This window comes from Acinetobacter sp. Ag2 (assembly GCF_001005515.1).
Classification (GTDB): Bacteria; Pseudomonadota; Gammaproteobacteria; order Pseudomonadales; family Moraxellaceae; genus Acinetobacter; species Acinetobacter bereziniae.
On the sequence record NZ_LBNA01000057.1, the window covers coordinates 192,357 to 215,409 of the forward strand.

22 protein-coding genes are annotated in these 23,053 nt (G+C 35.9%); 14 read left to right on the forward strand and 8 right to left on the reverse strand.

Annotated elements, in window-relative coordinates:
* Positions 1 to 33 precede the first annotated feature (33 nt).
* The gene (locus AAV97_RS17825; protein WP_004831549.1) at positions 34 to 813 is read right to left on the reverse strand and encodes a ferredoxin--NADP reductase; all 780 of its coding nucleotides are present in this window, start codon (positions 811 to 813) and stop codon (positions 34 to 36) included.
* Between the two features lie 99 nt (positions 814 to 912).
* On the opposite strand from AAV97_RS17825, the gene tsaA reads away from it, so the two are divergent.
* A complete protein-coding gene (tsaA, locus tag AAV97_RS17830; RefSeq protein WP_046761282.1) occupies positions 913 to 1,644 on the forward strand; it encodes a tRNA (N6-threonylcarbamoyladenosine(37)-N6)-methyltransferase TrmO in 732 nt (243 codons plus the stop codon).
* Between the two features lie 112 nt (positions 1,645 to 1,756).
* Here tsaA and AAV97_RS17835 read toward each other — a convergent pair whose 3' ends face one another.
* A complete protein-coding gene (locus tag AAV97_RS17835) occupies positions 1,757 to 3,214 on the reverse strand; it encodes a CYTH and CHAD domain-containing protein (RefSeq protein ID WP_046761283.1) in 1,458 nt (485 codons plus the stop codon).
* Positions 3,215 to 3,393: 179 nt separating this feature from the next.
* A complete protein-coding gene (locus AAV97_RS17840; RefSeq protein WP_046761284.1) occupies positions 3,394 to 4,854 on the reverse strand; it encodes a CYTH domain-containing protein in 1,461 nt (486 codons plus the stop codon).
* A 208-nt stretch (positions 4,855 to 5,062) separates the two neighbouring features.
* On the opposite strand from AAV97_RS17840, the gene AAV97_RS17845 reads away from it, so the two are divergent.
* From AAV97_RS17845 to AAV97_RS17880, 8 genes are all read left to right on the forward strand, one after another.
* Positions 5,063 to 5,446 carry a DUF962 domain-containing protein gene (locus AAV97_RS17845; RefSeq protein ID WP_042085141.1) on the forward strand — a complete coding sequence of 128 codons (384 nt, stop codon included), beginning with the start codon at positions 5,063 to 5,065 and terminating at the stop codon, positions 5,444 to 5,446.
* Between the two features lie 273 nt (positions 5,447 to 5,719).
* Positions 5,720 to 6,889 (forward strand): helix-turn-helix transcriptional regulator, encoded by a 1,170-nt coding sequence (locus AAV97_RS17850; protein ID WP_046761285.1) that lies wholly within the window; start codon positions 5,720 to 5,722, stop codon positions 6,887 to 6,889.
* 81 nt (positions 6,890 to 6,970) lie between these two features.
* Complete coding sequence (locus AAV97_RS17855; RefSeq protein WP_046761286.1) at positions 6,971 to 8,257, forward strand: carboxypeptidase-like regulatory domain-containing protein; 1,287 nt, start codon at positions 6,971 to 6,973, stop codon at positions 8,255 to 8,257.
* A gap of 123 nt (positions 8,258 to 8,380) precedes the next feature.
* Positions 8,381 to 9,067 (forward strand): hypothetical protein, encoded by a 687-nt coding sequence (locus AAV97_RS17860; RefSeq protein ID WP_046761287.1) that lies wholly within the window; start codon positions 8,381 to 8,383, stop codon positions 9,065 to 9,067.
* Between the two features lie 23 nt (positions 9,068 to 9,090).
* The gene (locus tag AAV97_RS17865; protein ID WP_042085154.1) at positions 9,091 to 10,131 is read left to right on the forward strand and encodes a hypothetical protein; all 1,041 of its coding nucleotides are present in this window, start codon (positions 9,091 to 9,093) and stop codon (positions 10,129 to 10,131) included.
* Positions 10,132 to 10,228: 97 nt separating this feature from the next.
* On the forward strand, positions 10,229 to 10,852 hold the full coding sequence (gene thiE, locus AAV97_RS17870) for a thiamine phosphate synthase (RefSeq protein WP_042085157.1): 624 nt from the start codon (positions 10,229 to 10,231) through the stop codon (positions 10,850 to 10,852).
* 39 nt (positions 10,853 to 10,891) lie between these two features.
* Positions 10,892 to 12,187, forward strand: a complete 1,296-nt coding sequence (gene hemL / locus AAV97_RS17875; protein ID WP_046761288.1) for a glutamate-1-semialdehyde 2,1-aminomutase — start codon at positions 10,892 to 10,894, stop codon at positions 12,185 to 12,187.
* A gap of 143 nt (positions 12,188 to 12,330) precedes the next feature.
* Complete coding sequence (locus tag AAV97_RS17880; RefSeq protein WP_046761289.1) at positions 12,331 to 12,747, forward strand: GlcG/HbpS family heme-binding protein; 417 nt, start codon at positions 12,331 to 12,333, stop codon at positions 12,745 to 12,747.
* 67 nt (positions 12,748 to 12,814) lie between these two features.
* Here AAV97_RS17880 and AAV97_RS17885 read toward each other — a convergent pair whose 3' ends face one another.
* The 3 genes from AAV97_RS17885 to AAV97_RS17895 form a co-directional block, all read right to left on the reverse strand.
* Positions 12,815 to 13,879: an amidohydrolase family protein gene (locus tag AAV97_RS17885; protein WP_046761290.1), complete on the reverse strand. Its 1,065-nt coding sequence runs from the start codon at positions 13,877 to 13,879 to the stop codon at positions 12,815 to 12,817.
* 203 nt (positions 13,880 to 14,082) lie between these two features.
* Positions 14,083 to 14,487: a DUF3144 domain-containing protein gene (locus AAV97_RS17890; RefSeq protein WP_004831536.1), complete on the reverse strand. Its 405-nt coding sequence runs from the start codon at positions 14,485 to 14,487 to the stop codon at positions 14,083 to 14,085.
* A gap of 53 nt (positions 14,488 to 14,540) precedes the next feature.
* A complete protein-coding gene (locus tag AAV97_RS17895) occupies positions 14,541 to 14,912 on the reverse strand; it encodes a DUF3144 domain-containing protein (protein WP_046761291.1) in 372 nt (123 codons plus the stop codon).
* A gap of 89 nt (positions 14,913 to 15,001) precedes the next feature.
* Between AAV97_RS17895 and AAV97_RS17900 the strand changes: the two genes are divergently transcribed.
* Positions 15,002 to 15,634 (forward strand): hypothetical protein, encoded by a 633-nt coding sequence (locus AAV97_RS17900; RefSeq protein ID WP_042085169.1) that lies wholly within the window; start codon positions 15,002 to 15,004, stop codon positions 15,632 to 15,634.
* A 95-nt stretch (positions 15,635 to 15,729) separates the two neighbouring features.
* Here the strand turns inward: AAV97_RS17900 and AAV97_RS17905 are convergent, their stop codons facing one another.
* Together AAV97_RS17905 and AAV97_RS17910 are read right to left on the reverse strand one after the other, a co-directional pair.
* Positions 15,730 to 16,701 (reverse strand): hypothetical protein, encoded by a 972-nt coding sequence (locus AAV97_RS17905; protein WP_046761292.1) that lies wholly within the window; start codon positions 16,699 to 16,701, stop codon positions 15,730 to 15,732.
* 274 nt (positions 16,702 to 16,975) lie between these two features.
* Positions 16,976 to 18,259 carry an MgtC/SapB family protein gene (locus AAV97_RS17910; RefSeq protein ID WP_046761293.1) on the reverse strand — a complete coding sequence of 428 codons (1,284 nt, stop codon included), beginning with the start codon at positions 18,257 to 18,259 and terminating at the stop codon, positions 16,976 to 16,978.
* A gap of 170 nt (positions 18,260 to 18,429) precedes the next feature.
* On the opposite strand from AAV97_RS17910, the gene AAV97_RS17915 reads away from it, so the two are divergent.
* From AAV97_RS17915 to AAV97_RS17930, 4 genes are all read left to right on the forward strand, one after another.
* A complete protein-coding gene (locus AAV97_RS17915) occupies positions 18,430 to 20,187 on the forward strand; it encodes a GspE/PulE family protein (protein WP_009586235.1) in 1,758 nt (585 codons plus the stop codon).
* A gap of 108 nt (positions 20,188 to 20,295) precedes the next feature.
* Entirely contained in the window at positions 20,296 to 20,655 is a 360-nt protein-coding gene (locus AAV97_RS17920) for a NirD/YgiW/YdeI family stress tolerance protein (protein WP_009586228.1), read from the forward strand.
* 145 nt (positions 20,656 to 20,800) lie between these two features.
* Positions 20,801 to 21,466 (forward strand): response regulator transcription factor, encoded by a 666-nt coding sequence (locus AAV97_RS17925; protein ID WP_005030067.1) that lies wholly within the window; start codon positions 20,801 to 20,803, stop codon positions 21,464 to 21,466.
* A gap of 42 nt (positions 21,467 to 21,508) precedes the next feature.
* On the forward strand, positions 21,509 to 22,843 hold the full coding sequence (locus AAV97_RS17930) for a sensor histidine kinase (protein WP_046761294.1): 1,335 nt from the start codon (positions 21,509 to 21,511) through the stop codon (positions 22,841 to 22,843).
* The last annotated feature ends 210 nt before the right edge of the window (positions 22,844 to 23,053 follow it).

Sequence of the window (23,053 nt, forward strand, 5' to 3'; positions counted from 1 at the left end):
CGGTTTATCATTTTAATCTTTAACGATTAAAACTTATTTTTCAACAAATGCACGTTCGATCACGTAGTCGCCCAATACACCCATTTTTGGTGATTCTTTAAGACCATGTTGATCCAATAGTGCCACAACATCATCAAGAAATGCTGGGCTACCGCATAACATTGCACGGTCAGTTTCTGGATTAAAACGTGGTAAACCGATTTTTTCAAATAAAGCGCCCGTTTCAATTGCAGTCGTTACACGACCTTGTGTATGAAAGTCTTCACGCGTTACTGTTGGGTAGTAAACCAATTTATCTTTGATGCCTAATTCTTCAAAGAACTCATTGTTTGGAAGTTCATTGAGAATAAGATCTTGATATGCCAATTCAGAAATAAAACGTGTTCCGTGGACAACAATCACTTTTTCAAAGCGTTCGTAAGTTTCAGGGTCACGAATGGTTGATAAGAATGGTGCAAGTCCAGTCCCAGAAGAAAGAAGGTAAAGATTCTTACCTGGATTTAAATCGTCAAGGACTAAAGTTCCAGTCGGTTTTTTCGAAACCAAGATTTCATCGCCAACTTTTACTTTTTGTAAAATAGACGTCAAAGGACCATCAGGTACTTTGATTGAGAAAAACTCTAATTCTTCTTCGTAGTTAGCGCTAGCAATCGAATATGCGCGCATTAAAGGCTTACCATTGACTTCAAGACCAATCATCACAAATTGACCATTTTTAAAACGTAATGCAGTATCACGTGTGGTCTTAAAACTGAATAAAGTGTCATTCCAGTGGTGTACGTGAGTAATCTTTTCGACGTTGAAAGCAGCCATTAAAGGTCTCAATAAATTATCAAATTAGAACAGCTTGCTATTCTAATCTAAAATCATTCTCGATAAACTGAATATATTTAATTGAGCTTATCAGAAAAAATGATTATGACGGAGTTGAGTCTTCCAATTATTGGTATTATGCGTTCACCTTATGTGGAAAAATTTGGGATTCCTCGGCAACCGAATTTGGTTCAGGTCGAATCTTTTATTGAAATGCTCGCCCCTTATAATGTTATGGAGGCATTTGAAGGAATTGAAGCATTTAGTCATTTATGGCTGATCTGGCAGTTTCATGACAATAAAAATCAGCAACAACAGGATAAATTTCGACCCCAAGTCCGTCCGCCACGATTAGGTGGCAATAAGAAAATAGGGATATTTGCTACACGCAGTATGTATCGTCCAGCACCTGTTGGATTGTCGGTTGTTCAACTTAAACAGGTCAAAAAAGTGGGCAATACTGTGCGTGTTTATGTGACAGGAAGTGACTTATTAAATGGTACACCCATTTTAGATATCAAACCTTATATCCAGTATTCTGACGCTGTGTTGGATGCGCAAAGCGGTTATGCACAAGATCGACCTATTGTTAAACAAGTACGTTGGTCAGAACATGCATGTCAATCTAGAACAGGTTTATTACAACAGGCAAAAATTGATCAGCAATATATTGCTGAACTTGAGTCAGTATTGGCATTGGATCCACGTCCAGCCTATCAAGACGATGCGCAAAGAATTTATGGGATGCGTTTTGGACAGACGAATATTAAATTTAGCTGTAGTGATGAAGCAATTGTTATCCAAGAAATCATGCTCTATGAGCAGACTTAAACACTATGAATAGAGCAAAAAATGATGAGAGTTTTTAAGGTATTACTCTTCAAAAAGGAATTTCTCAATTTATGCTAGCACTCATTGAGTATTTGGCTTTACTGGGAGTGCCTTACTGCAATGTACTTATTTGAGCAAAGTCGAGTAAGTCTTGCTGAGATTGCTGTAAAACACGTTGTTTTTCTGCTGCGATCCATCCCAAAGCAAACCAAACTTGTGGTTGTGTATTGACCAGCTTTGTTAAAAGCTCTTCTGCTACAATAAAATCATTGTATAGACCTAAACTCTCTTGAGCTGGTTTTATTGATTTTAAGTATTTTTTTACAGCTTTTTTATCACATAAGGATAAAACAAATTCTAGGCTATAGCGCAAACGCTTTAAATTTTTACGAGTTTTGTGTCGTGCTTCTATGTTTAGGTTTAAGTAGTTTTGAGCGTCTAATTGAATTTTTTGATGTAATTTACTGATTTTCTTTAATGCTAATTTGTGTGCTGAGGTTTTTGTTTTTTCAGTTGAATCTTGTTCGATGAATTGAATCAATGAAAGAATTAAATAGTTAAAATTAAATGACCTAAATAGTTTAGTTAATTTCTGTCTATCTGTAGTTTCTGATTCAGGCAACTTAAATTTTGGAGCACCTACCGCTTCTAGCTGAGGTAAGAGTTCTTCACGAATCACATCTAAATCTCGTGTTGAACCAAGCTGTCTAAACAATTCTGTTAATTGCGTTTGCCAGGTTGGGTCAATATGCAAAGACCAACCAGAAAAGGTTTTAATTGCACTACGTAAACGGCGGATAGCGACACGTGCCTGATGGACATGATTGGAGTTAAAGTTACCCGAAGCAATCGCCGTGCTGTTGGGAAGCAAATGATTAAGGCAGTTATTGAACATCTTTTTTAACACTATTTCAGCTGTGTCTTTTGCATCTAGCTGTAAAGATGTTTGAAATTCTACAGGATTGTCTTGGATGCTTTGTGCCAATTGAAAACCTTGTTGTGCTTTGCTTCTGACATCCAACCACAAGCCATAGCGTTTCACACGGGGCAATATAAAAGAAATCAGATCTTGTACTGTGCCTTGTTTAAGTTCAAATTCAAGTTCATGCAAAGTTAAACGATCGTCTTGGGTAAAAATTTGTCCTTGGTCATAACTGACTTCAATTTGACTATTTTGAAAATGGAAAACGCTTAATCTTCTTTCAATGTCTGTTTGAAACTGAATTTCAAGCAAACTTTTATTTTGTTCTAATAATGTTTGAATACTTTTATCAATCTGTTTATTTTTTAAATAAACTTCAAGATCTAACTCAGTTTCATCTGTTGCTAAAACATGTTCAAACTCAGCACGTTTAAGCTTTTGTTCCGTTGGAAGTTTCAGAGTTTGCACCCATTGATCATTTTCAAGCCGTTGACGAAGCGAAATAGAATGTTCTGATAATGTAAAAGATGGAGTGTCGTAATACTTTGCTTGTAGATGTAAGCTGCGATCATTTTTTCTTTGAAATGCTTTAATGAGGGCATCTTGCTTTTCTTGCGGAATCTGGAATTTTAATTCGATTTCAAACATCTTAATCTTCTCATTTTCGCTAGTATCAAAATGATTCTAATCTGATCAATCGTATTTTTGAGAATTTTTAAAAAATGATTACAAATCAAATGCTCAGTCGAAGATTTATACTGTGTTTTATTCTTGGTTGAAATATGTAAAGAGATGATTTTAAAATAAAAATCATCTCTTTACAGTTGTTATTTTAAGAATTTACGGCTGACTAAGAACTGCTCCGTGGCTTCGAGTAATTTTTCAGCATATACCTCTTGCTTGGCAGTCAGCCATCCTAAAGCAAACCAATCGCTTGCGTCTAAGTCAGTTTGTTGTAAATAAGAAGAGGAGGATGCCAATACTTGATATTGCTCACAGGCTTGTTGAGCATCATTCAAAGATTTACCGTATTTCTGCAAATTTTTAACATCATAGATCTGGGTTAAAATTGGAAAACTAAACTTCAGTTCATTTAAATGCTGTGCCAAAGCTTCAAGACTTTCTAGATCCGAAAGATCAGCACCATTCAAACTCTCTTGGAGCTGTTTGTACTGATGTTGCAGAGTATTTTGTGCAAACCATTTCAAATCATGTGCTTGGGACTTTTCTGATTGCCCCAAACTAAACATTAATAATTCTAGGTAGTGTTGAACATTTTGAGTAGATTTGACGAGATTAATTAACTTTTCATTGGCATATAAAATGTCTTTATCTAGGCTCTCAGCCGTTTTTGGGTTTTGTAGTAAAGCCCCCAACGTGCGTTGCATATGTTCAAAATGTTGTAAATTTTTGAAATGGCTCTCAAAAGCGGAAAGTTGGTGTGCCCATTTTTCTGTTTTGCTGTCTGTCCAATCTTTAAATAACGATAAAGTTAAATGGAGGTGGTGGAGGGCAGTTTGAGCTTGAAGAATATGTTCTGGTTCAGCGACTTGTGCGGAAATTGCGGCAATATTAGGTAATAAATGTTGTAGTTGATTGGCAATCAGCCCACGTAAGTTTTTATCAGCAGTGTCTTTCTTATTTAAATGAGGCTCTTTTGCAAGTGTTGCGGAACTAACTTTGTGACCAAGCAGCAACAGGTTTCCAAATTCAGCTTTACTGCGGACATCTAACCAAAGTTGGTATTTTTTAACCCATTCAAAGCTAAAAGCTAAAAGTGATTGAATTGAACCGCTTTTTAATTCAAATTCAACTTCATGAATGTCTTGCTTTGCTGTTTCAGTTCTGACTTCACCAATATCTAAACTGATTTCAATTTCAGCATCTTCAAAAGTGATTACTCGGGTGGTGCGCTGAATATCAGTTTCGAACTGTAATTGTACGTCTTGGATTTTATCACCTAAAGCATTTTTAAGTATGGCGAGTGCTTCAGGCTTATTTTCGTAAATTTTGAGATCTAAACTTGGTGTTTCTGTTTGCTCGCCTAAATCAATATTGTCTTCAAAGCGTTCTAAATGATTTTTGGTTGCCGCTTTTAAAGTCTGTATCCAGCGTGTGCCTTCTAAACGTTGGCGAAGTGCAGCGCCTTGTTGAGAAAGTTGACGATCAGGGGTATCGTAGTATTTTGCTTGTAGGTGAATGATCTCAGATTTTTTAGGGTCTATTGCTTTGAGTATTGCATTGCGACGAGCTTCGGAAATTTGAAACTTTAATTCAACTTCAAGCATGTGAAAATCCTAAAAATGATCGTGTTGATTGAAGACTTAACTTTTTCTTCATGTTTAATTCGACATTGTAACGCAAAATTGCTGGTAAAATGCTGATGGAACGTATCCTTTCCACAAGAATGCACAATTAACACACTATATTTAATTTGGCTTTTAATGCAGCATAAAATAAACTAAGCTGACTAAAAATAAAACAGGATGATTGAACATGAATGCCCAAGTAGAGCCTAAATCGGAATTAGAGCAATACCCTAAATTTGAACTTCCAATTAAAAACTATTCAGAGTTTTATCGTTTTTATCTAACAGAACACCGCAACATTATGAGTCGCCGTTTACATGCAGCGGGAAGTAGCATTGGTATTTATTTCTTTACTCAAGCCATTCGCCAACGTAAAGCCAAATACGTGCTATATGGATTAGTTTCAGGTTATGCCTGTGCTTGGGTGGGACATTTCGTTTTCGAAAAAAATAAGCCTGCCAGCTTTAAGCAACCTTTATATAGCTTTATTTCAGATTGGCGTATGCTCTCCGATATTTTACGAGGCAATCTAAGTTTGAAAGATCGCCGTTTTGATAAAATTGACAGTTGATTTTAAATGTTAATATCGAAGAAGTAGAAATTTTCTCTATTTCTTCAATAACAGTATACTTTACTTATCAATTAAATAAGTTGTTAATAAACGAATCATAATAATTATATTATTGGTCGTGATTTAAGATTTTATTTACATGAATAATCTTTTTTTGAAATTATATCAATCGTTATAAATGGAAATAGTATGTTTTTCTATGACTATTTTCTACTAAAAAAGTAATTTATATGATTTATGATATACAAAATAATAATCAATGAATTTTAAAAAATGCACAATTTAGATCAATATCATGATGGGCTGGTAGATTTAATCTATAAAATTCCACTCAACGTTGATGGTTGGGGGGTATTCTGTGAAAAATTGGCACAGGTTTTAGACTGTTCAACAGTACACATATTATCTTTAGATTTAGAATTCCAAGCCTATTCCTTTAGTCGTGCTATAAATCGGTTTGTGAATGAAAGTGATACAGCTTATGCAGAAGTTTCATATTTACATTATCCTGTGAATGATGACCCACGCTGGAGTGGCGTATTTAATCCTCAGCGCAAAGGTTGGTATCAGTGTCATCATGATATATCTGGTGACTTTGTAGAAAATTCAAATTTATATCAAAATATATTACTTCCCTATAATATGCGTTACACAGCTGCGCACGAAATTATACTGGATGAAAAATTATGTATGTTAATTGCTGTGCAAACATCGGAACAAAGACAACCGTTAACTCAGGATGAATTGGGATTTTTAGATAAATTACTGATTCATTTAAAACGGGTAGTCGAGATTCAACGCAGTATATATGAGTTTTCAAACAAAGCGATCATGGGGTATACATTGATCGATAAATTAGCGCAACCTATTGTGATTTTGAATTTATCGGGGCAAGTTGTACATCAGAACAAAGCGGCGAAGTGCATATTAGAAACAAACAATATAATTCAAATTGAAAAAAATTATTTAAAACTACCAATGCCTTATATGCAAGTGCTTAAGAGCAGTCTAAAAGAAATAGAAATTGCATTTAAAAAACAAAATGATTTGAATCAAAGTTTTTTTGAAGATGACTGTATAAAGATTGTAGATCAAATGGGTGAAGTCTTCTATATTTTTGCAACACTGTTAATTACAGATCAAGAGCTGAAAGCATTTGGTATACGACCATCTATTATGTTGACGCTTTATTCACCAACTTACGCACCAAATATTGACGCACATTTATTGAGTGCTGCATTTAATTTAACCCCAGCCGAGTCAAAAGTTGCCTTATCGCTTTTAGATGGTTTTCTTCTTAAAGAAATTGCTCAAAAAAATCATGTAAATATTGATACGGTAAGAAAACAATTACAATCTATTTTTAAAAAGACCGATACCAACCGTCAGTCTGAGTTGATGAAATTATTGCTGAATATGCCTAAATATCATGAAAAAGCATGAGATTATTCCTTATTTGAGGAATGGATTGGATAAAAAATAAAGCGAATACTTTTTATTATTTTTGAATAAAAGGGATTCAAGATGAAACGATATAAAAAAGTGATATTTCTAATGATCACTATTTCAGTTTTAGCTGGGTGCGGCGGTGGTGGCGAAGGAAATCAAAATATAGATGGAGCTGTCTGGAGTACAAGTGGCAAAGTTATAGATGATGCTGGTAATCCGATTGCTGGTGCTGAAGTATCAGTCAAGCTTAATGATGTAAAATACTCTGTAAAAACAGATAATAATGGAAACTATAGGTTAAAGACACCACAGGATTATGATTATCCGCAATTTTTTGCAGGAATAATAAAGGCTGATCACTATAAGCCTGTTACAGTTTTGTTTAGTTATACAAATAATCATTTGGGAGTTGATACCAAAACCTCTAATCCAACATTAAAGAAGTTGCAAGAGACAGATATTATATTTTTTAATGGCTTAGATATTATTCATTTAGGCGATAATCAGTTTACAGGTTCTGTAAACTCTCAATTACAGATCAAGGCTCAAGGAAAGGTTTGGATTGACCATTTTATATATTCAGATCTATTAAAATCAAAATATGACAATATTTGTATTTCATTTATGGGCAGGGGCTTTAATAGTATAAAAGATGGAAGTAATGATCCGATTTCATTGTCAAATAATGGTCAACCCGGTACTTATATCGTTAAAATCCTTCCTGATAGTGCTGAAAATGGAAGTTTCAGCCAATATAAAGAATGTTTTTCTTTAAGTAGCTTCAAGGCAGGTGACAAAATCCAATTGCAAATTAATTCACTGCCAAAGAATGGTGATTTTGATGACTTTGAAATGATTAATATGTTTGGTGAACTTAGTGGGAATGGTACTGTTGTAACACAACCAACTACACCAGCTAATCCCTCATCAACTGGCAACAATACAGGTTCTGTTACGGTTGATAACCATTACTATCCAATTGAATATCGTGCACCTATTGCCCTATATCCGAATCCCTCTAATGGGCTTAATTCAGATATATTATGTGCAGTAAATTATGCCGCACTTGGACCACATTATGAATATTTAAAACCAAATGGTTTAGTTTCTGGTTCAACTGAAAAGGCAAGGGCTTGTAGCAATGTAAAAAGTAATTGGCCATCATTTATAAATTTCATTCAAAATAATATCAGTAATTGTCAAAATAAATCTTTTGAAGGGATTTATATTAATGCGATAGATGCGAGTAATCTCTATAGCTATTCTACAACGTATACATTACAGAATCCTATCGATTGGATTAAAGTCAGTAAACAACTTCAAGTGAATTACCAATCTGATGTTGATTTATGTAATAAATAATAGGACCAAAACCACTCATTGAGAGTGGTTTTTTATTCCTTATTTATGGAATAGATTTATGTTTAACAAGTGAACATAATTTTAAGTACATCTTCATCTATTGTGAAATAAAAGGAAATTATTATGAAAAACCAACTAATAGGTATTTTACTAACCACAATTATTCTTACTGCATGTTCAACTGTACCTACTAAAGCGAAATTAGGTTCGGAACAAACTTTAACCAATGATGGCTTTATTCAATCAAAAAAAGATGGTTTTGTTGTGCGTATAAGTAAGTTAGATACAACATCAAATAGTTATCAAAGTATTGCTAAATATGGATTACCCATTCGTATTATTGTCGCCAATATGAGCGATAAACCAATCGCTTTTGGACCCAACAACATAACAGTATATAAAAATAATCAACTTGTTCGACCACTAACAGCAGAACGATTAGATCAAATTAAAGGTCACCAAAAAGCCAAGAATACAGCATGGAGTCTGTTTAATGGAGCTTTGGCAATGGCTGTGGGTGTTGTTGGAGCAACATCAGGAGATACATCTTTGGCACAGTCAACACAGCAATATACAAGTGATTCATTGAATTTTACAGCACAAAATCATATGGCATCTCAACAAAACACGGATGATCGTATGAGCGCTTTAGCCTTCCAGTTAAATGAAGCTCTATTGAAAGGTGTTAATCTTCAGCCAAAAAAAGTTATTGATGGGGTTGTTTTCTTTGAAAATGTAAAAACAAGTGACTCGATCATTATCAAAGTTCAAACAGGCGATAAAGAGCATACGATTTATTATCAAAAATAATTGATTTATAAGGAGTATTTTTAATGAATATTTTAATAAGAATCTTGGCTTTATTGATTGGAATCAATACGAATGTCATTGTACACGCCGTTGAAAAGAACGAAAACCAACATTATTCGAGTCAAAATTCTGACTGTATAAGTCTAAATGTTATTCATAAAATGGAAGGAAAATTTAACTTAAAGAATATTTGTGATTTTACAATAAATCTTAAATATACTTTGTCTAAATCGCAAATTTTTGCTGGAAGCTATATTACACTTGCTCCAAATCAAACAACTTTTTCTACAGGTCAAAAAGATGAAAGAGTAGACTTTATTATTTGTAGATTTCCTGATATTCCTGAGAAAATAGGAGGAAGTTGTATTGGTAGTATGCGTACTGCTTATACAGGTAGTTTAGTCAATAATGTTCAAAATACAAATGATCATGATGATGAGTTAGATCGTTTAATGGATAATGCACAAAAAGAAGGAGATTCAAAACTTACTCAAATTAATAATCATGTTATGGCAAGTTTAAATACAGCTCAGCAAAACTATAATGATAGTTTGATTAGCTTAAATAAAATGGCAGACTCTTTACAGGGGTATACTAATAGAATTAATGCATCTGGCTTTATGCACAACAATATAGCTTCGGCAAGCAAAAATAATGAAAAAGCATCTACCTTAAATGTTGTGCAAAATATTCTGAGTGACTTTGTGAATAAACAGAACTCGGTTGCAATGAATAAATATCAAAGTACAAATTCTGCTTTGGGAGCACAACAAAGAAATACTTCATTAAATGGTATCACAGCATCAGATTTTGGTGGGGATGAAAATTGTACCGATGAATATCTCACAAGAATGACTCAACCTTTGATCCAAAAGCTGAGTAGTAATGTGAATAATATAGGCGCCTGTGAAGGTGCAAAAAGAATTAAAACATTACATTTAAAAGTATTAGATATCACGAGGCAATGTCGAAGTAATACGATTGGGATAAAAGAAGTTAGACAAGGATCAATTAATGCAATTCAAGAAGCAAATCAAACAATAGAGGGAATATGTGGATCGTAATTGAGCTAATGAATATCAGTTCTACATAAAACCTGAATTGTAATTGGAAATTGAGCAGTTTAGGATAAGAGGGATTTTTAAATATGATAGTTTCCTTATGCGCGGTCTTTATCTCATCACCAATGATGATCCAATTGAACTTTTATTAGCAAAATTAGAAGGTGCAATGGCAACCTATGAGGTTGCTGTTCTGCAATATCGTCGCAAGAAAGTGCCAAAACAAGATCAGGACTATGAAATTGAGTACATGAAATCCATGTGCGCACAATACAAAGTACCTTTTGTGATAAATGACGATTTAGACGCTGCGATTAAATATGGTGTGGGTGTACACTTAGGTCAAGGTGATGGTTCAATCGTTGAAGCGGTAGCTCGTTTACCGAAAGGGGTCCTCGTAGGGCGAAGCTGTAACAATTCGATCGAACTTGCCGAACAAGCAATTGCAGATGGTGCAAACTATGTTGCTTTTGGGGCAATCTACGCGACAGATACTAAACCAGAAGCTGGAAATATTGGTCTCGATACCTTAAAACAAGCCAAAGCTAAATTTGATGTACCAATCTGTGCGATTGGTGGCTTGACTGTTGAAAATTCAGCACCTGTGATTGAAGCCGGTGCCGACCTTTGTGCGGTAATTAGTGATATATTAGGACGCACTTTATCTGGTGTCACTGTACGTACCCAAGAATGGGCAGATTTATTTACTGCTCACAAAGCTTAAGCTTCTCTTTGTAATTTGTTTTTTTAGTCGAGTAATCTCATGACGTTATCTGCCAAGCAAGAACAATTGTTTAAACAAGCCAGTAAACATATTCCGGGGGGCGTGAACTCTCCCGTACGTGCGTTTAATGGCGTCGGTGGTACGCCAATATTCATCGAAAAGGCCAAAGGGGCTTATTTGTATGATGTCGATGGTAAGCGTTATGTAGATTACGTTGGTTCTTGGGGGCCGATGATTTTGGGGCATGCACACCCTGATATTATCCAAGCTGTCCAAGAAGCAGCAGTTGATGGTTTAAGTTTTGGTGCACCCACTGTTCATGAAACCACACTTGCAGATTTAATTTGTGAAATCATGCCATCCATTGAATTAGTTCGTATGACCAATTCTGGTACAGAAGCGACCATGACCGCTATTCGATTAGCACGTGGCTATACTGGACGTGACATGATTGTTAAATTCGAAGGTTGCTATCACGGACATTCAGACTCACTTTTGGTAAAAGCAGGTTCGGGGATGTTGACCATGGGTGAACCAACTTCAAAAGGAGTACCTGCTGACTTTGCCAAGCATACTGTCACTTTGCCGTATAACGATATTGAGGCAGTTAAAGCGTGTTTTGCGAAGTATGGTCATGAAATCGCAGGTGTGATCGTTGAACCTGTAGCAGGGAATATGAATCTGGTTAAGCCCGTAAAAGGCTTTTTAGAAACTATCCGCGAACAATGTGATCAATATCAATCTGTATTTATCATTGATGAAGTTATGACGGGTTTCCGTGTTGCGCTTGGTGGTGCTCAGGCGTATTACAATGTAAAACCAGACTTAACCACTTTGGGTAAAATTATCGGTGCTGGTTTACCTGTAGGTGCATTTGGTGGTAAACGTGAAATTATGGAATGTATTGCACCTTTAGGTGGTGTTTATCAAGCAGGTACTTTGTCGGGGAATCCATTGGCAATGCGTGCGGGCGTAAAAATGTTTGAAACACTTCGTCAAGCCAACTTCTATACGGATTTAACAGCAAAACTAGATAAATTACTGCAAGGCTTGCAAGCTGCTGCTGATGAAGCAGGAATTCCATTCTTTACCCAACAAGCAGGGGGATTATTTGGAATTTACTTTACAGATCAAACAGAAATTAGCAGTTTTGATCATATTTTGAAATGTGATATTGATGCTTTCCGTAAATTTTTCCACGGTATGTTAAACCGAGGTGTAAATCTTGCACCTTCGGCATTTGAAGCTGGATTTATCTCTGCTGCACATAGTGATGAGGATATTGCTTTTACCCTTCAAGCTGCCAAAGAAACCTTTGCTGAAATGAAGCGATAACTCAATTTTACCCCATGTAGATTGCGGTAATAAATGAGCAGAATGAGCAGTCATTTTTCGTAAAGCTTCATTTAGAATAAAAGCCCATAGCCTTTGTACTATGGGTTTTTTAAATTTTAAATACGATAATTATGGACGAAAATATGCAAACTAAACATTATTTATCGCTATCTGATGCAGAATTTTTATTGAACAAAGCACAACAATACGCTGTAGAACATCAGTTCAATGTCAGTATAGCTATTGTCGATGAAACTGGAAATTTATTGGCAATGAAGCGCATGGATGGTGCATCTGCAATGTCAGCAAATTTTTGTCAAGAAAAAGCCAAATGCTCAGCACTGAGTCGTAGACCTTCTAGCGCTTATGAAAACATGATCAAAAATGGTCAATTCGGATTTTTATCCATGAATGCAGGTTTAGGTATGCTAGAGGGCGGAGAACCGATTTTATATCAAGATCATGTGGTGGGTGCGGTAGGTATATCAGGAGTAAAATCATTTGAAGATGCTGAAATTGCTCGACATGCCATTCAAGCCTTTCTTGCACAATTTGATTGAAACTTGATGCTTGAGTGAATGATGAGATTAAAGTGGCATTTGGAAATACCACTTTAATCCTGTTCAATCATAAACGATAGAATTGTTTAGCATTATGATGAAAGACTTTTTCAAGTGCATTTTCATCATATTGCATCACAATATCACTAAAAGCATCAATGATATTGACGAGGCTGGTATTCACTCGATCCATTGGAAAGTTGGAAGCAAACATGACTCGATATGTCCCAAAACTTTCTATAGCATGCAGAATAAGTGGGGCAACAAGATCAATAATTTGCTGTTTCGATGCCAATTGTTTGTTTTTATAAAATTGATGCCCGAGGACAGGCATAAATAGCCCCGACATTTTTGTATAGACATTTGGAAGAGTAGATAATTCTGCAATATCTTCCTGCCATTGATAAAAGATGTTTTCCCGTGCTGTTTTAGACAATCCGGTATTTTGACCCACCTTGCCAAATAATCCTGCTGGTGTTCCCAAATGATCTAAAACGATGGAGGTTTCAGGAAAAATTTTTGCAAGTTCAATCACATCTGCAATTTGCTGAGAATATACCCATGCATCAAAACTAAGGTTATGTTGAGCCAGTTGTTCAAAGCCTTTTAAAAATTTCTTTTGGGTATACAAGTGTGGTGTGTCTGTCCAATTATGCACACCTTTATCTTCATGGAAGGCAGCCATACGCCGTATACCACGTAATCGTTTAGATGCTTTTTGATGTAGTTTTAAAATTTTCTTAAAATTGCTATCACAAGGGTCAGCGGTAGCAACAATACCACCCAGTTTCACTGTATCTTCATTAAATGGTAAGGACTCAATAAATTCTGTTTCACCAACTACACCTTTACCTTTATGTTTTGCCCAACTTGCTTCGATATGAACAACCTGTTCAACGGCATAGTGCTGTAGATCATTTTTATAATCCTGTGGCAAATAAGGGCGTGTAATATGCTCGGTCAACCCAACAGTCTCAATCAAATCTTTGGGTTTAACCAAACGAACCATTTTATCTAACAGAAAAGGGCGCTGACCTAAAAGCTTCACAGCAAAAGCAGCTGCATGAGGCGTGCTATACGGATCCCACTGATGAATATGTGGATCAATGAGTGGAAAATTAAGTGTATGCATATAACGTCCAAATTGTTATTTATTATGCACATACCATACAATATTTTTATAAAACATGAATATTATTTGTTCGTAAATATTGCATTAGAAATATAGATGATTAGCGATTTTGACGTATTAATTTTATCAAGAAGAAGGATTTAGCCTCTAATATACAGAGGCTAGCGTCATATTTTTCTGAAACAAGTGATCAACTAAAACCATCAATGCTGATGATCATGTCCATCGTGATCATGTTTGTGCGTATGAAAATCTTCATCTTTTCGGAAACGTAGATAGTTTTCAAATTGCTCACAATATTCATCATAATTGTCTTCAAGCATCATTTGAAATTGCTGTAATACATAAGACATAACTTGTTCTTTTGCATCACGCATTTCATTGCCATCTTTGAAATTATTGGCAGCAACCCAAGTGTTAAAACGAGCAGTCGCAAACAACATCGCAGCACTGACTTGACCACGAAGCTCTTCAGGCTTTGCTTGTTTTCCCTTGACTGGGCGACAGAATTCATTGGCTTGTTTGATAAACTCATCTGCACGCTCAAAAAAAACAGCATTTAAAGCTTCTTCTTCAGTGATATCAGTCGCGTTGATTTTTTGAGACATGGTTTTTCCACATTAGGTATTTCATTGGTGAGCTATTATAGGCAATCCAGTGTTCAAACGAAACGCTTTACTTCATCCGTATCAGATTGGGGAAAATAACTTTCGAAATTTTCCTGATACTCGTCAAGATGGTCTTCAAGCATCAATTTAAATTGTTCGGTGTAATAGTCTAGGATCACTTGTCGATCAGCTTTAAAGTCTGGTGCATTTTCATAAGAGCAAGCTGCATGCCAAACACTATAGCGAGCATTAGCATACATAAAAGAGGCACTGACACTGCCTGGATTTGCGCTGAGATGAGAGACTTGATGATCAGCATCAGCGAATTGATTGGCAAGTGCTATAAACTCATCAGCACGTTCGTAAAAACTTTCATCTGAGTCAACTTGTTCAGTTTCTTCAAAAAAATCATTATTTTCAGACATAAGCTTTCCTATTCACAAGCTTGTTTCATTGCGATAACTATAGCATACTCAAAATAGCCTAAGCATAATAAATACTTCAGGAGTAGGTCATGCAAGATGCGATTGCTGTACAAAGTTTAAAAAGTGATATTGCATTATTACGCCAAAATATTTGGCCGCCGACGGAGCTTGCACATGTTGAAGGATTACCAATTTATTATGCACCACAAACACAAGTAGAGCATTACTATAAACAATGGCTTGGATTGATTGAACGGGCACAAGCACTCTATCAACCCTTTATGGAAGATGAGGTTTTAGATGCGATTCATTTACCGAGTCATTTAAACTTACCCCTGTTCTTCTTTCATGTGGATCGAATTCGTATCAATAAAACTCGTGCTAAAGAGTCTAAAACCTTTCGTGGTATTGCTGCTTTGATTGAAAAATGCGGGCAATTTGAGCCAAGTCAAATCAGTAAAATGACCCAATGGCTGGACAGTGATGATACGGCTGCCTTAGTTGCGCATCGTGAGTTTATTGATTTGCGTACTTATATTTTTCAACATGGGCAAAGCGAATACACCAGAACTCGATTTTATGTGAATGGGTTGGTGCTTGGTACTGAGCAAGATTTTGAGTTGGTTGATGCCCGTGAAAAACCACGTAAACAACGCAATGACAGCTATGCCGATCCTTTGGCGGATAATCAAGTCTGGAAAGTTTTTGGAAAATATCGTTAATTAATGATGAGACGTTTCGATTTTTTTAAATTAAGTAAAAATTAAGCCCTGACGAAATCATTGTTTAATCAGGGCTATTCTTTTACAACTTTGTTTTATTTTACAGCATCAATTGCTTGGCTTGCTGTGGTATTAAACAAAGTACATTCAGATTTTAAACCATTGAGATAAGCTTGTTGTATTTGAGCATTGATACTGTATTTCCCAAACTGGTTCACAGCATCTTGATAATCTTGCTCATACTGCTGAATTTTATCTGTCAGGACTTCATAGTCACCAACAGTATAATAAGCGGCTTGATAATAGTCTGAGCCAATTTTAGCGACAGCAGCAATATGTCTGTTCGGTTGAATATCACGAGATAAATCTAAGCTAAAATTGCCCAGTTTCGCTTGAATATAACCATTTTGAAAATATTTTGACGGGTTATAACCTATGATAGGATCATTAGAATAAAGATCAGCAAAAGTAGTATTGGTTGAAGAAGATATTGATCTTAAACACGTTGAACCTGTTGGAAAAGTTTTGCCTTGTAGCTTTTTGACGTAATAAGCAGGATATGGTCCCATTGCATCGCTTAATGCACTGTTTGAACCAGCAAAATGATCAAAACCATTGATATATGGGCTAATTAATTTACCCGTTAGATTAACAGTTTCAAATTTTTCAGTTAATTCCAATTGCTTGTAGTTACGTGTTGAATAGGGTGTAAATGTCCAAACAGTTGCTGATTTCGATTTAAGCGTGGCATTTTGATAGCCCAAATCTGTTTTACTCTTAGTTGCATCATACAATCCATCAGATGCTAAATATTGGCTTAAAAGATCGGATGCAGTGAACTGGGTTGAGCCATCTACCTTATATTCACCATCGATATACATTTGTTTATTTCTAAAGCTAAATTTTACTTTGTTAAACAGATAAGCATCGTCAAGCGAACCGCCAGTTTCATAGCTAAACCACTCCGAATCATTGTTGCTGATATAATCCCCAGCATCTGAATCTCCTCCACATGCAGTCAAAAATAATGAAGAAATAATGGCAAAAGAAAGTAATTTAATTTTCATGAATTATTCCAAATTATAAAATATTAAAAATTTATGTGTATAAAAGTTCACGTTGTCATGATATTGAAACCTATTATTTTTTCAATACTTATTTTAAGCCCAGTATTTTCTCGGTCTTTTATCAATTTTAGTCGTGTCATTTTTTTAATCGATCATTTCAGTGTGTAGGTTTTTAGATGAATCAACATGACCATGATGTATGATTTATATTGATATTTAAAGTTATAACTTACTTTATAAGAGAAAGGCGAGTTATTGATGTTGAATCATTATTTTAAAAAGGATTTATAAAAGCAGTCGAATTTTGAAGACCCCATATAAAAATCACAATAAAGATCAGCATGTGTAAAATTTGAATTGGAGCAAAAACAAGTGCGTAGCGCCCACCACCACTGATCAAAGCATTTATTGATTTCGCTACTGCATGTGCAGCTAAACCTAACAGGAATGCAAGTGATAACACAGCGTTACTTGGTTCACCTTGAATGACAATGGTTGCTAATGCACCATGAATTTCAAAAAGTGACGCAAGAAGTGTACCTGCAATAAGCCCTGCATCACCCAATAACAAGTTTAAACCATAAACACCTGCTTGGATCAAGGTTAAAGACCCTGCAATAATCGCAGCCTCTTTAAGACTAAACATGCGGCTATCAGTAGATTTGTTCGCTTCGATCGGTTGCGTATTACGCATGAGCCATAATGCAAAAATAACCAAAACGGTGATTGCAAGGAGGCTGGGTAAAACAATCACTTTAAACCAAGAAATACTTACACCAATGACAATAATCATTAATTGCAATAGTGTCGCTACACATGACATGAGTGCAGCACCAGCATTGGCTTTTGCATCAGCACGTCCGTTACAGACTTCTAATCCTAAACTGGCAACCGTTGCCGTACTGGATACAAAGCCCGATGCTAGAGAAGACAGAAGCAAAGCATTTTTTGTGGACAATAATCGTTTGGCAATATGTGCCAGTGCTTGCACAGCCAGAATTAAAGTAAGTAACTTTAAAATTACATAGGGATTAAGAACTGAACCCCACAATGGTTTATTCGGGGTAAGAGGAAGTGCAATCAGTAATAATGCCAGCAGAAAGATTCCATCTCTAAATTCAGATTCGGTGATCCATTTTCCTGCAATACCATGCATAGAATGTTTGGTCATCAATAAGATTGTCAAAATGACAGATAAACCTGCAGCAAATGGTATATTCCACAGACACATTCCACCAATAAAGTAGGTCAGAATAAAGGCGATTTCAGTCGTAACCCCAGGATCATCGGTCTGATTTTTAATTGAGTATGCTACAACTGCGCCTGTGATTAGTGCACCCACGATGCCAAAATAGGGACCAAATAAAAAGCATACAGCGCCAAAGATTGAACAAATCGCAAATGATCTTAAACCTGCAAAACTACGTTGATTTTCACGTTGTTTGCTGCGTTCACGTTCTAATCCGATCAATAAACCGCAACCTAAAGCAGCCGCAATAATCGTAAATAAATCATGATAAGAATTGAAATCGAATGACATTGTTGGAATTAAATTCATAGCGCTCCCCCTAGAACCATGAATAGATTGTCTAATTTCAATGTAGCGTAAAGTATTCCTAAATCAAAAGCTTATTTTTGGCTTATCTATAATATACCGGTCAATTGAAAAAATTCAGCAAATACAAAAGTTAATTTTGTTATAGTAAACTGTGTTTTGGGGATATAACAATGCAATTTAATTTCGAAATCGATACAGCTTGGTGTTTAGAACAATTATTAAAAGACGGTCGAATTACTGAACGTGAAAAATTATTGGTACAGACGACGCATCGGCAACGTGATCAATTAAAATGGCATCCCTTACAGTGGATCGCAAATTTTAAATTAGTTGATGCTCAAGACTCAGTAAAAAGACTGACACTAACTGTATTGACTGAATGGTTGGCTGAAAAGGCCCAATTGAATTTATTTACCATTGATCCGTTAAAAGCAGATGTCACGTCTTTGACCAGTGTCATGTCTCAAGAGTTTGCATTGAGAAATAAAATTTTGGCTGTAGAAGTCAATGCAGATCGAATTTTGATTGGTACGGCACAGCCTTTTATGACCGATTGGGTTCATAATTTAGAACGCAGCCTCAGCCCAAAAAAAATTGAAAAAGTGGTGTTAAATCCAGAACAATTACAGCGTTATCTTACTGAGTATTACCAAGTCAGTAGAGCTGTGAGTAATTCACAAAAATCGAGTGCATATGATAAGGAAAATAAAGGCGTAGAAGCACTGTTACAATTGGGAGATACGCAAAATCCAGATGCCAATGATCAACACATTGTTAAATTGGTAGATTGGGTTTTACAGTTTGCCTTTGAGCAAGGTGCCAGCGATATTCATTTGGAACCACGAAAGGAAAAGGGCAAAATTCGTTTTCGTATCGATGGTGTTTTACATACCATTTATAACATGCCTGCCAACACCTTAACCGCAGTTATTTCACGAATTAAAATCTTAGGGCGGATGAATGTCGCAGAAAAGCGAAAACCACAAGATGGTCGTCTAAAAACCCGTACCCCGAAAGGACAAGAAACTGAATTACGCCTCTCAACATTACCCACTGCATTTGGTGAAAAGTTGGTGATGCGTATTTTTGACCCAGAAGTTTTGGTGCGTAGTTTTCAACAATTGGGATTTGATGAACATCTATTGGCACAATGGCAGGGTTTAACTCAACACAGTCACGGGATCATTTTGGTCACTGGACCCACAGGTTCGGGTAAAACAACCACACTGTATTCATCGTTAAAACAATTGGCTACTGAAGAAGTCAATGTGTGTACCATTGAAGATCCAATTGAAATGTTGGAGCCGAGCTTTAACCAGATGCAAGTGAATCAAGGAATTGAATTAGGTTTTGCAGATGGTATTCGCGCGTTGATGCGACAAGACCCAGACATTATTATGGTCGGGGAAATCCGTGACCAAGACACTGCAAATATGGCAATTCAAGCAGCTTTGACTGGTCATTTGGTGCTTTCAACTTTGCATACCAATGATGCACCATCAAGTTTGACCCGTTTGCATGATTTAGGTGTACAACCATTCTTAACTGCCGCAACAATTCTGGGCGTGCTTGCTCAACGTTTGGTGCGAAAGCTCTGTCCACATTGTAAACAAGAAACCTTTATCAATGAGCAAGAATGGAAACATTTAACATTTGGTTATCAAACCAAAACACCTGATTTTATTTTTAAAGCGGTTGGTTGTGAAGAATGTCGTCAAACGGGGTATAAAGGTCGTGTTGGTATTTATGAGTTTATGCCGATCAGCTTAGAGGCAAAACAGCGTATCAGTGCCAATGCAACCTTAGATGATCTTAGAATGCAAGCCAAGAAAGAAGGGATTGAACCCTTAAGAATAGCAGGCGCGCGTAAAGTTTTAGAGGGTGTAACGACTTTAGAGGAAGTGTTAAGAGTGGTACCTTTGAATTAATTCTTAGCTTTGCATCAAAAAATTGGAAATAAAGACATCCTAAGATTCACCTCATGTTGATTTGTTTTAATGGCTTTATTGAAACGATCAACATTGATGAGGTCAACGATGAAACTAATTTCTAAAACATTGCTTGCAATCAGCTTAATTGGTGCAACTTCTTTTGCTTCAGCAAATACAGCAGTGAATCAGTCTGCTTTAACACCCAGTTTAACCACTGTGAAAAATGCATTAACCCTAAAAGATGATACAAAAGTACAGTTACGTGGCAATGTGGTAAAAGCGATTGGTGATGAAAAATATCAATTCCGTGATAACACTGGAACAATCACGGTCGATATTGATGATGAATTATGGCAAGGTAAACCGATTGCCCCAAATACTACAGTTACTTTAATCGGTGAAGTTGATATCGACTACAAGCCAACCAAGCGAGTCGAAATTGATGTTGATGCAGTGAATTTTTAATGCTTTCGTTCAAAATCACTTATTTTTGATTCAAAATTGAATTTGCGACAAAGATGAGATGCATTGGCATCTCATCTTTGTGGTCATTATATTGCCATCAACCCAATAGTGATGATTTTTAGATATGGATGAAAGAGGGTAGATAATGCGAATATTGCTTGCAGAAGATGACCGCTCACAAGCTGAAAGTATCCAATCTTGGTTGGAAATGGATGGATATAATGTCGATTGGGTTGAGCGAGGTGATCACGCCATTTTAGCCATAGAACAGCATGAATATGATTGCATTTTGCTTGATCGAGGTTTACCAAAGGCGACAGGAGATGAGATTTTGCAGCGATTAAAAAAGCAATATCCTGACACACCAGTAATTTTTCTAACAGCACGAGATACTATTCAAGATCGTGTACAAGGTTTGGATTTAGGTGCAAATGATTATCTGGTCAAACCTTTTAGTCTTGAAGAACTATCAGCACGAATACGTGCTCAGCTTAGACAAACACAAACCACAAATTTACATGAAATCAAATATGCCAATTTGATTTTAGACACTCATGCAAAAACAGTTTTTCAAGACCAACAAGCCATTGCATTAACAGCAAAAGAATTTCAAATTTTATATAAACTGATGCAAAAGCCTGAACATATTGTGACTCGTGAACAATTAGAAGCTTCTTTATATGCATGGGGGGATGAAATTGAAAGCAATGCGATTGAAGTTTATATCTATCAGCTACGAAAAAAGATTGGCAATCATTTGATAAAAACCATACGAGGATTAGGTTATCGAATGAATACACCGCAAGAATAAGCAGTGTGTTGATCTATTTTAAATGATTTCAATAGGGTATCTATGAGCCAAGCCATCTCGCTACAACATAAATTGATTAAAACATCCATGTTGAGTTCAATTGTGGCGGGTCTATTTGCTTTGCTATTACTCATCGCATTGTCTATTTACCACAACATGGATGTTCAAGATCAAATCATGGATGAAATTTCAGATATGCTGCTGATTTCAGATTTGAGTACTACATCGGGTTTTCAATTGGATGAGCTCAGTGATGAATTTGATATTCAATATCAATTGATGAATGGAGATAAACTTTTAACTCAATCCCCAGAATTTAAGTTAGACATAAGCAGTCACGCCAAGATAACTGATCAAGACAGTGCTTATGATTTTATTTGGTCAAATCATCAACTTTGGCGAAGCTATCATGCAAAAAATCCCGATTCAGGGTTAAGTGTCTATGTGATCCAACCGTTGAGTGAGCGCTTTAAAGATCTGTCGCAAAGCTTAATCAGCTATTTTTTAATTTTACTGAGTTTATGGGCGATCCAATGGTTGATTTTACATTTTTCAGTCAAAAAACAATTTAGATCAATTCAATCGCTTTCAACAGAAATCGCTGAGAAAAATGTAAATGACTTAAGCTTGATTCAACAGCCTCAACCTGAATTTAAAGAACTACAACCGATGGTTAATCAGCTTAATCAGATGTTTATTCGACTGGAACAGGCATTAGTCGCAGAACAAAGGTTTACCGCAGATGCATCACATGAGCTGCGTTCACCATTATCAGCAATACATATGCGTTTACAGTTGCTACAACGTAAATATGCTGAAGTGCCTGAAATTCGTCATCAATTAAGCCTAATCCAAAATGATGTATTTCGAGGTACACAAGTACTTGAAAATTTATTGTTACTCGCCAGATTAGATCCTACAGATAAAAGTGATTTACCTAAAACTTGGGTCAGTTTGGAAAAGATGACTCATGGTGTTTTATCTGCCTTAGAGACATTTATAGATGAGAAACAAGTCCAACTTCATATTCAAAGTGAAGATGCAAATGTCGATGTAAATGAAGAATTAATGTTTATTTGCATCCGCAATTTAATTGATAATGCAATTCGATATACACCTCAGCAGGGCAATATTTATATTGATCTTGGTCATTTTGAAGGTTGGAAATTATTTGAAATTCAAAATGATGGTGAGGGAGTTTCAGAAGAGGTTATTGCTCGTTTAGGGGAGCGTTTCTTTCGTGCTTTAGGAACTCAAACACAAGGTTCAGGTTTAGGCTTATCCATTTGTAAAACGGTAATCGATCTGCATCAGGGAAAAATTGATTTTAGTGCTTCCAAATACGGTGGCTTAAAAATTCGCTTATATTTACCTTAGATTCAGAAAGAAACGACAACAATATTAGCCATAAAATTGAGTAGTGATAGAGAAATGATAAATGACTTTATTTGCTCATCGAGTTGTGTATCAAATAATTCTATTTACATGATCTTTTATAAATTGTTCAGCCAAAACTTAAAAAGCAGTATGCGCTGATTCATACTGCTTGTTCCCACGTTTTTTGTTTTAAATCAGTTGTTTTTATCG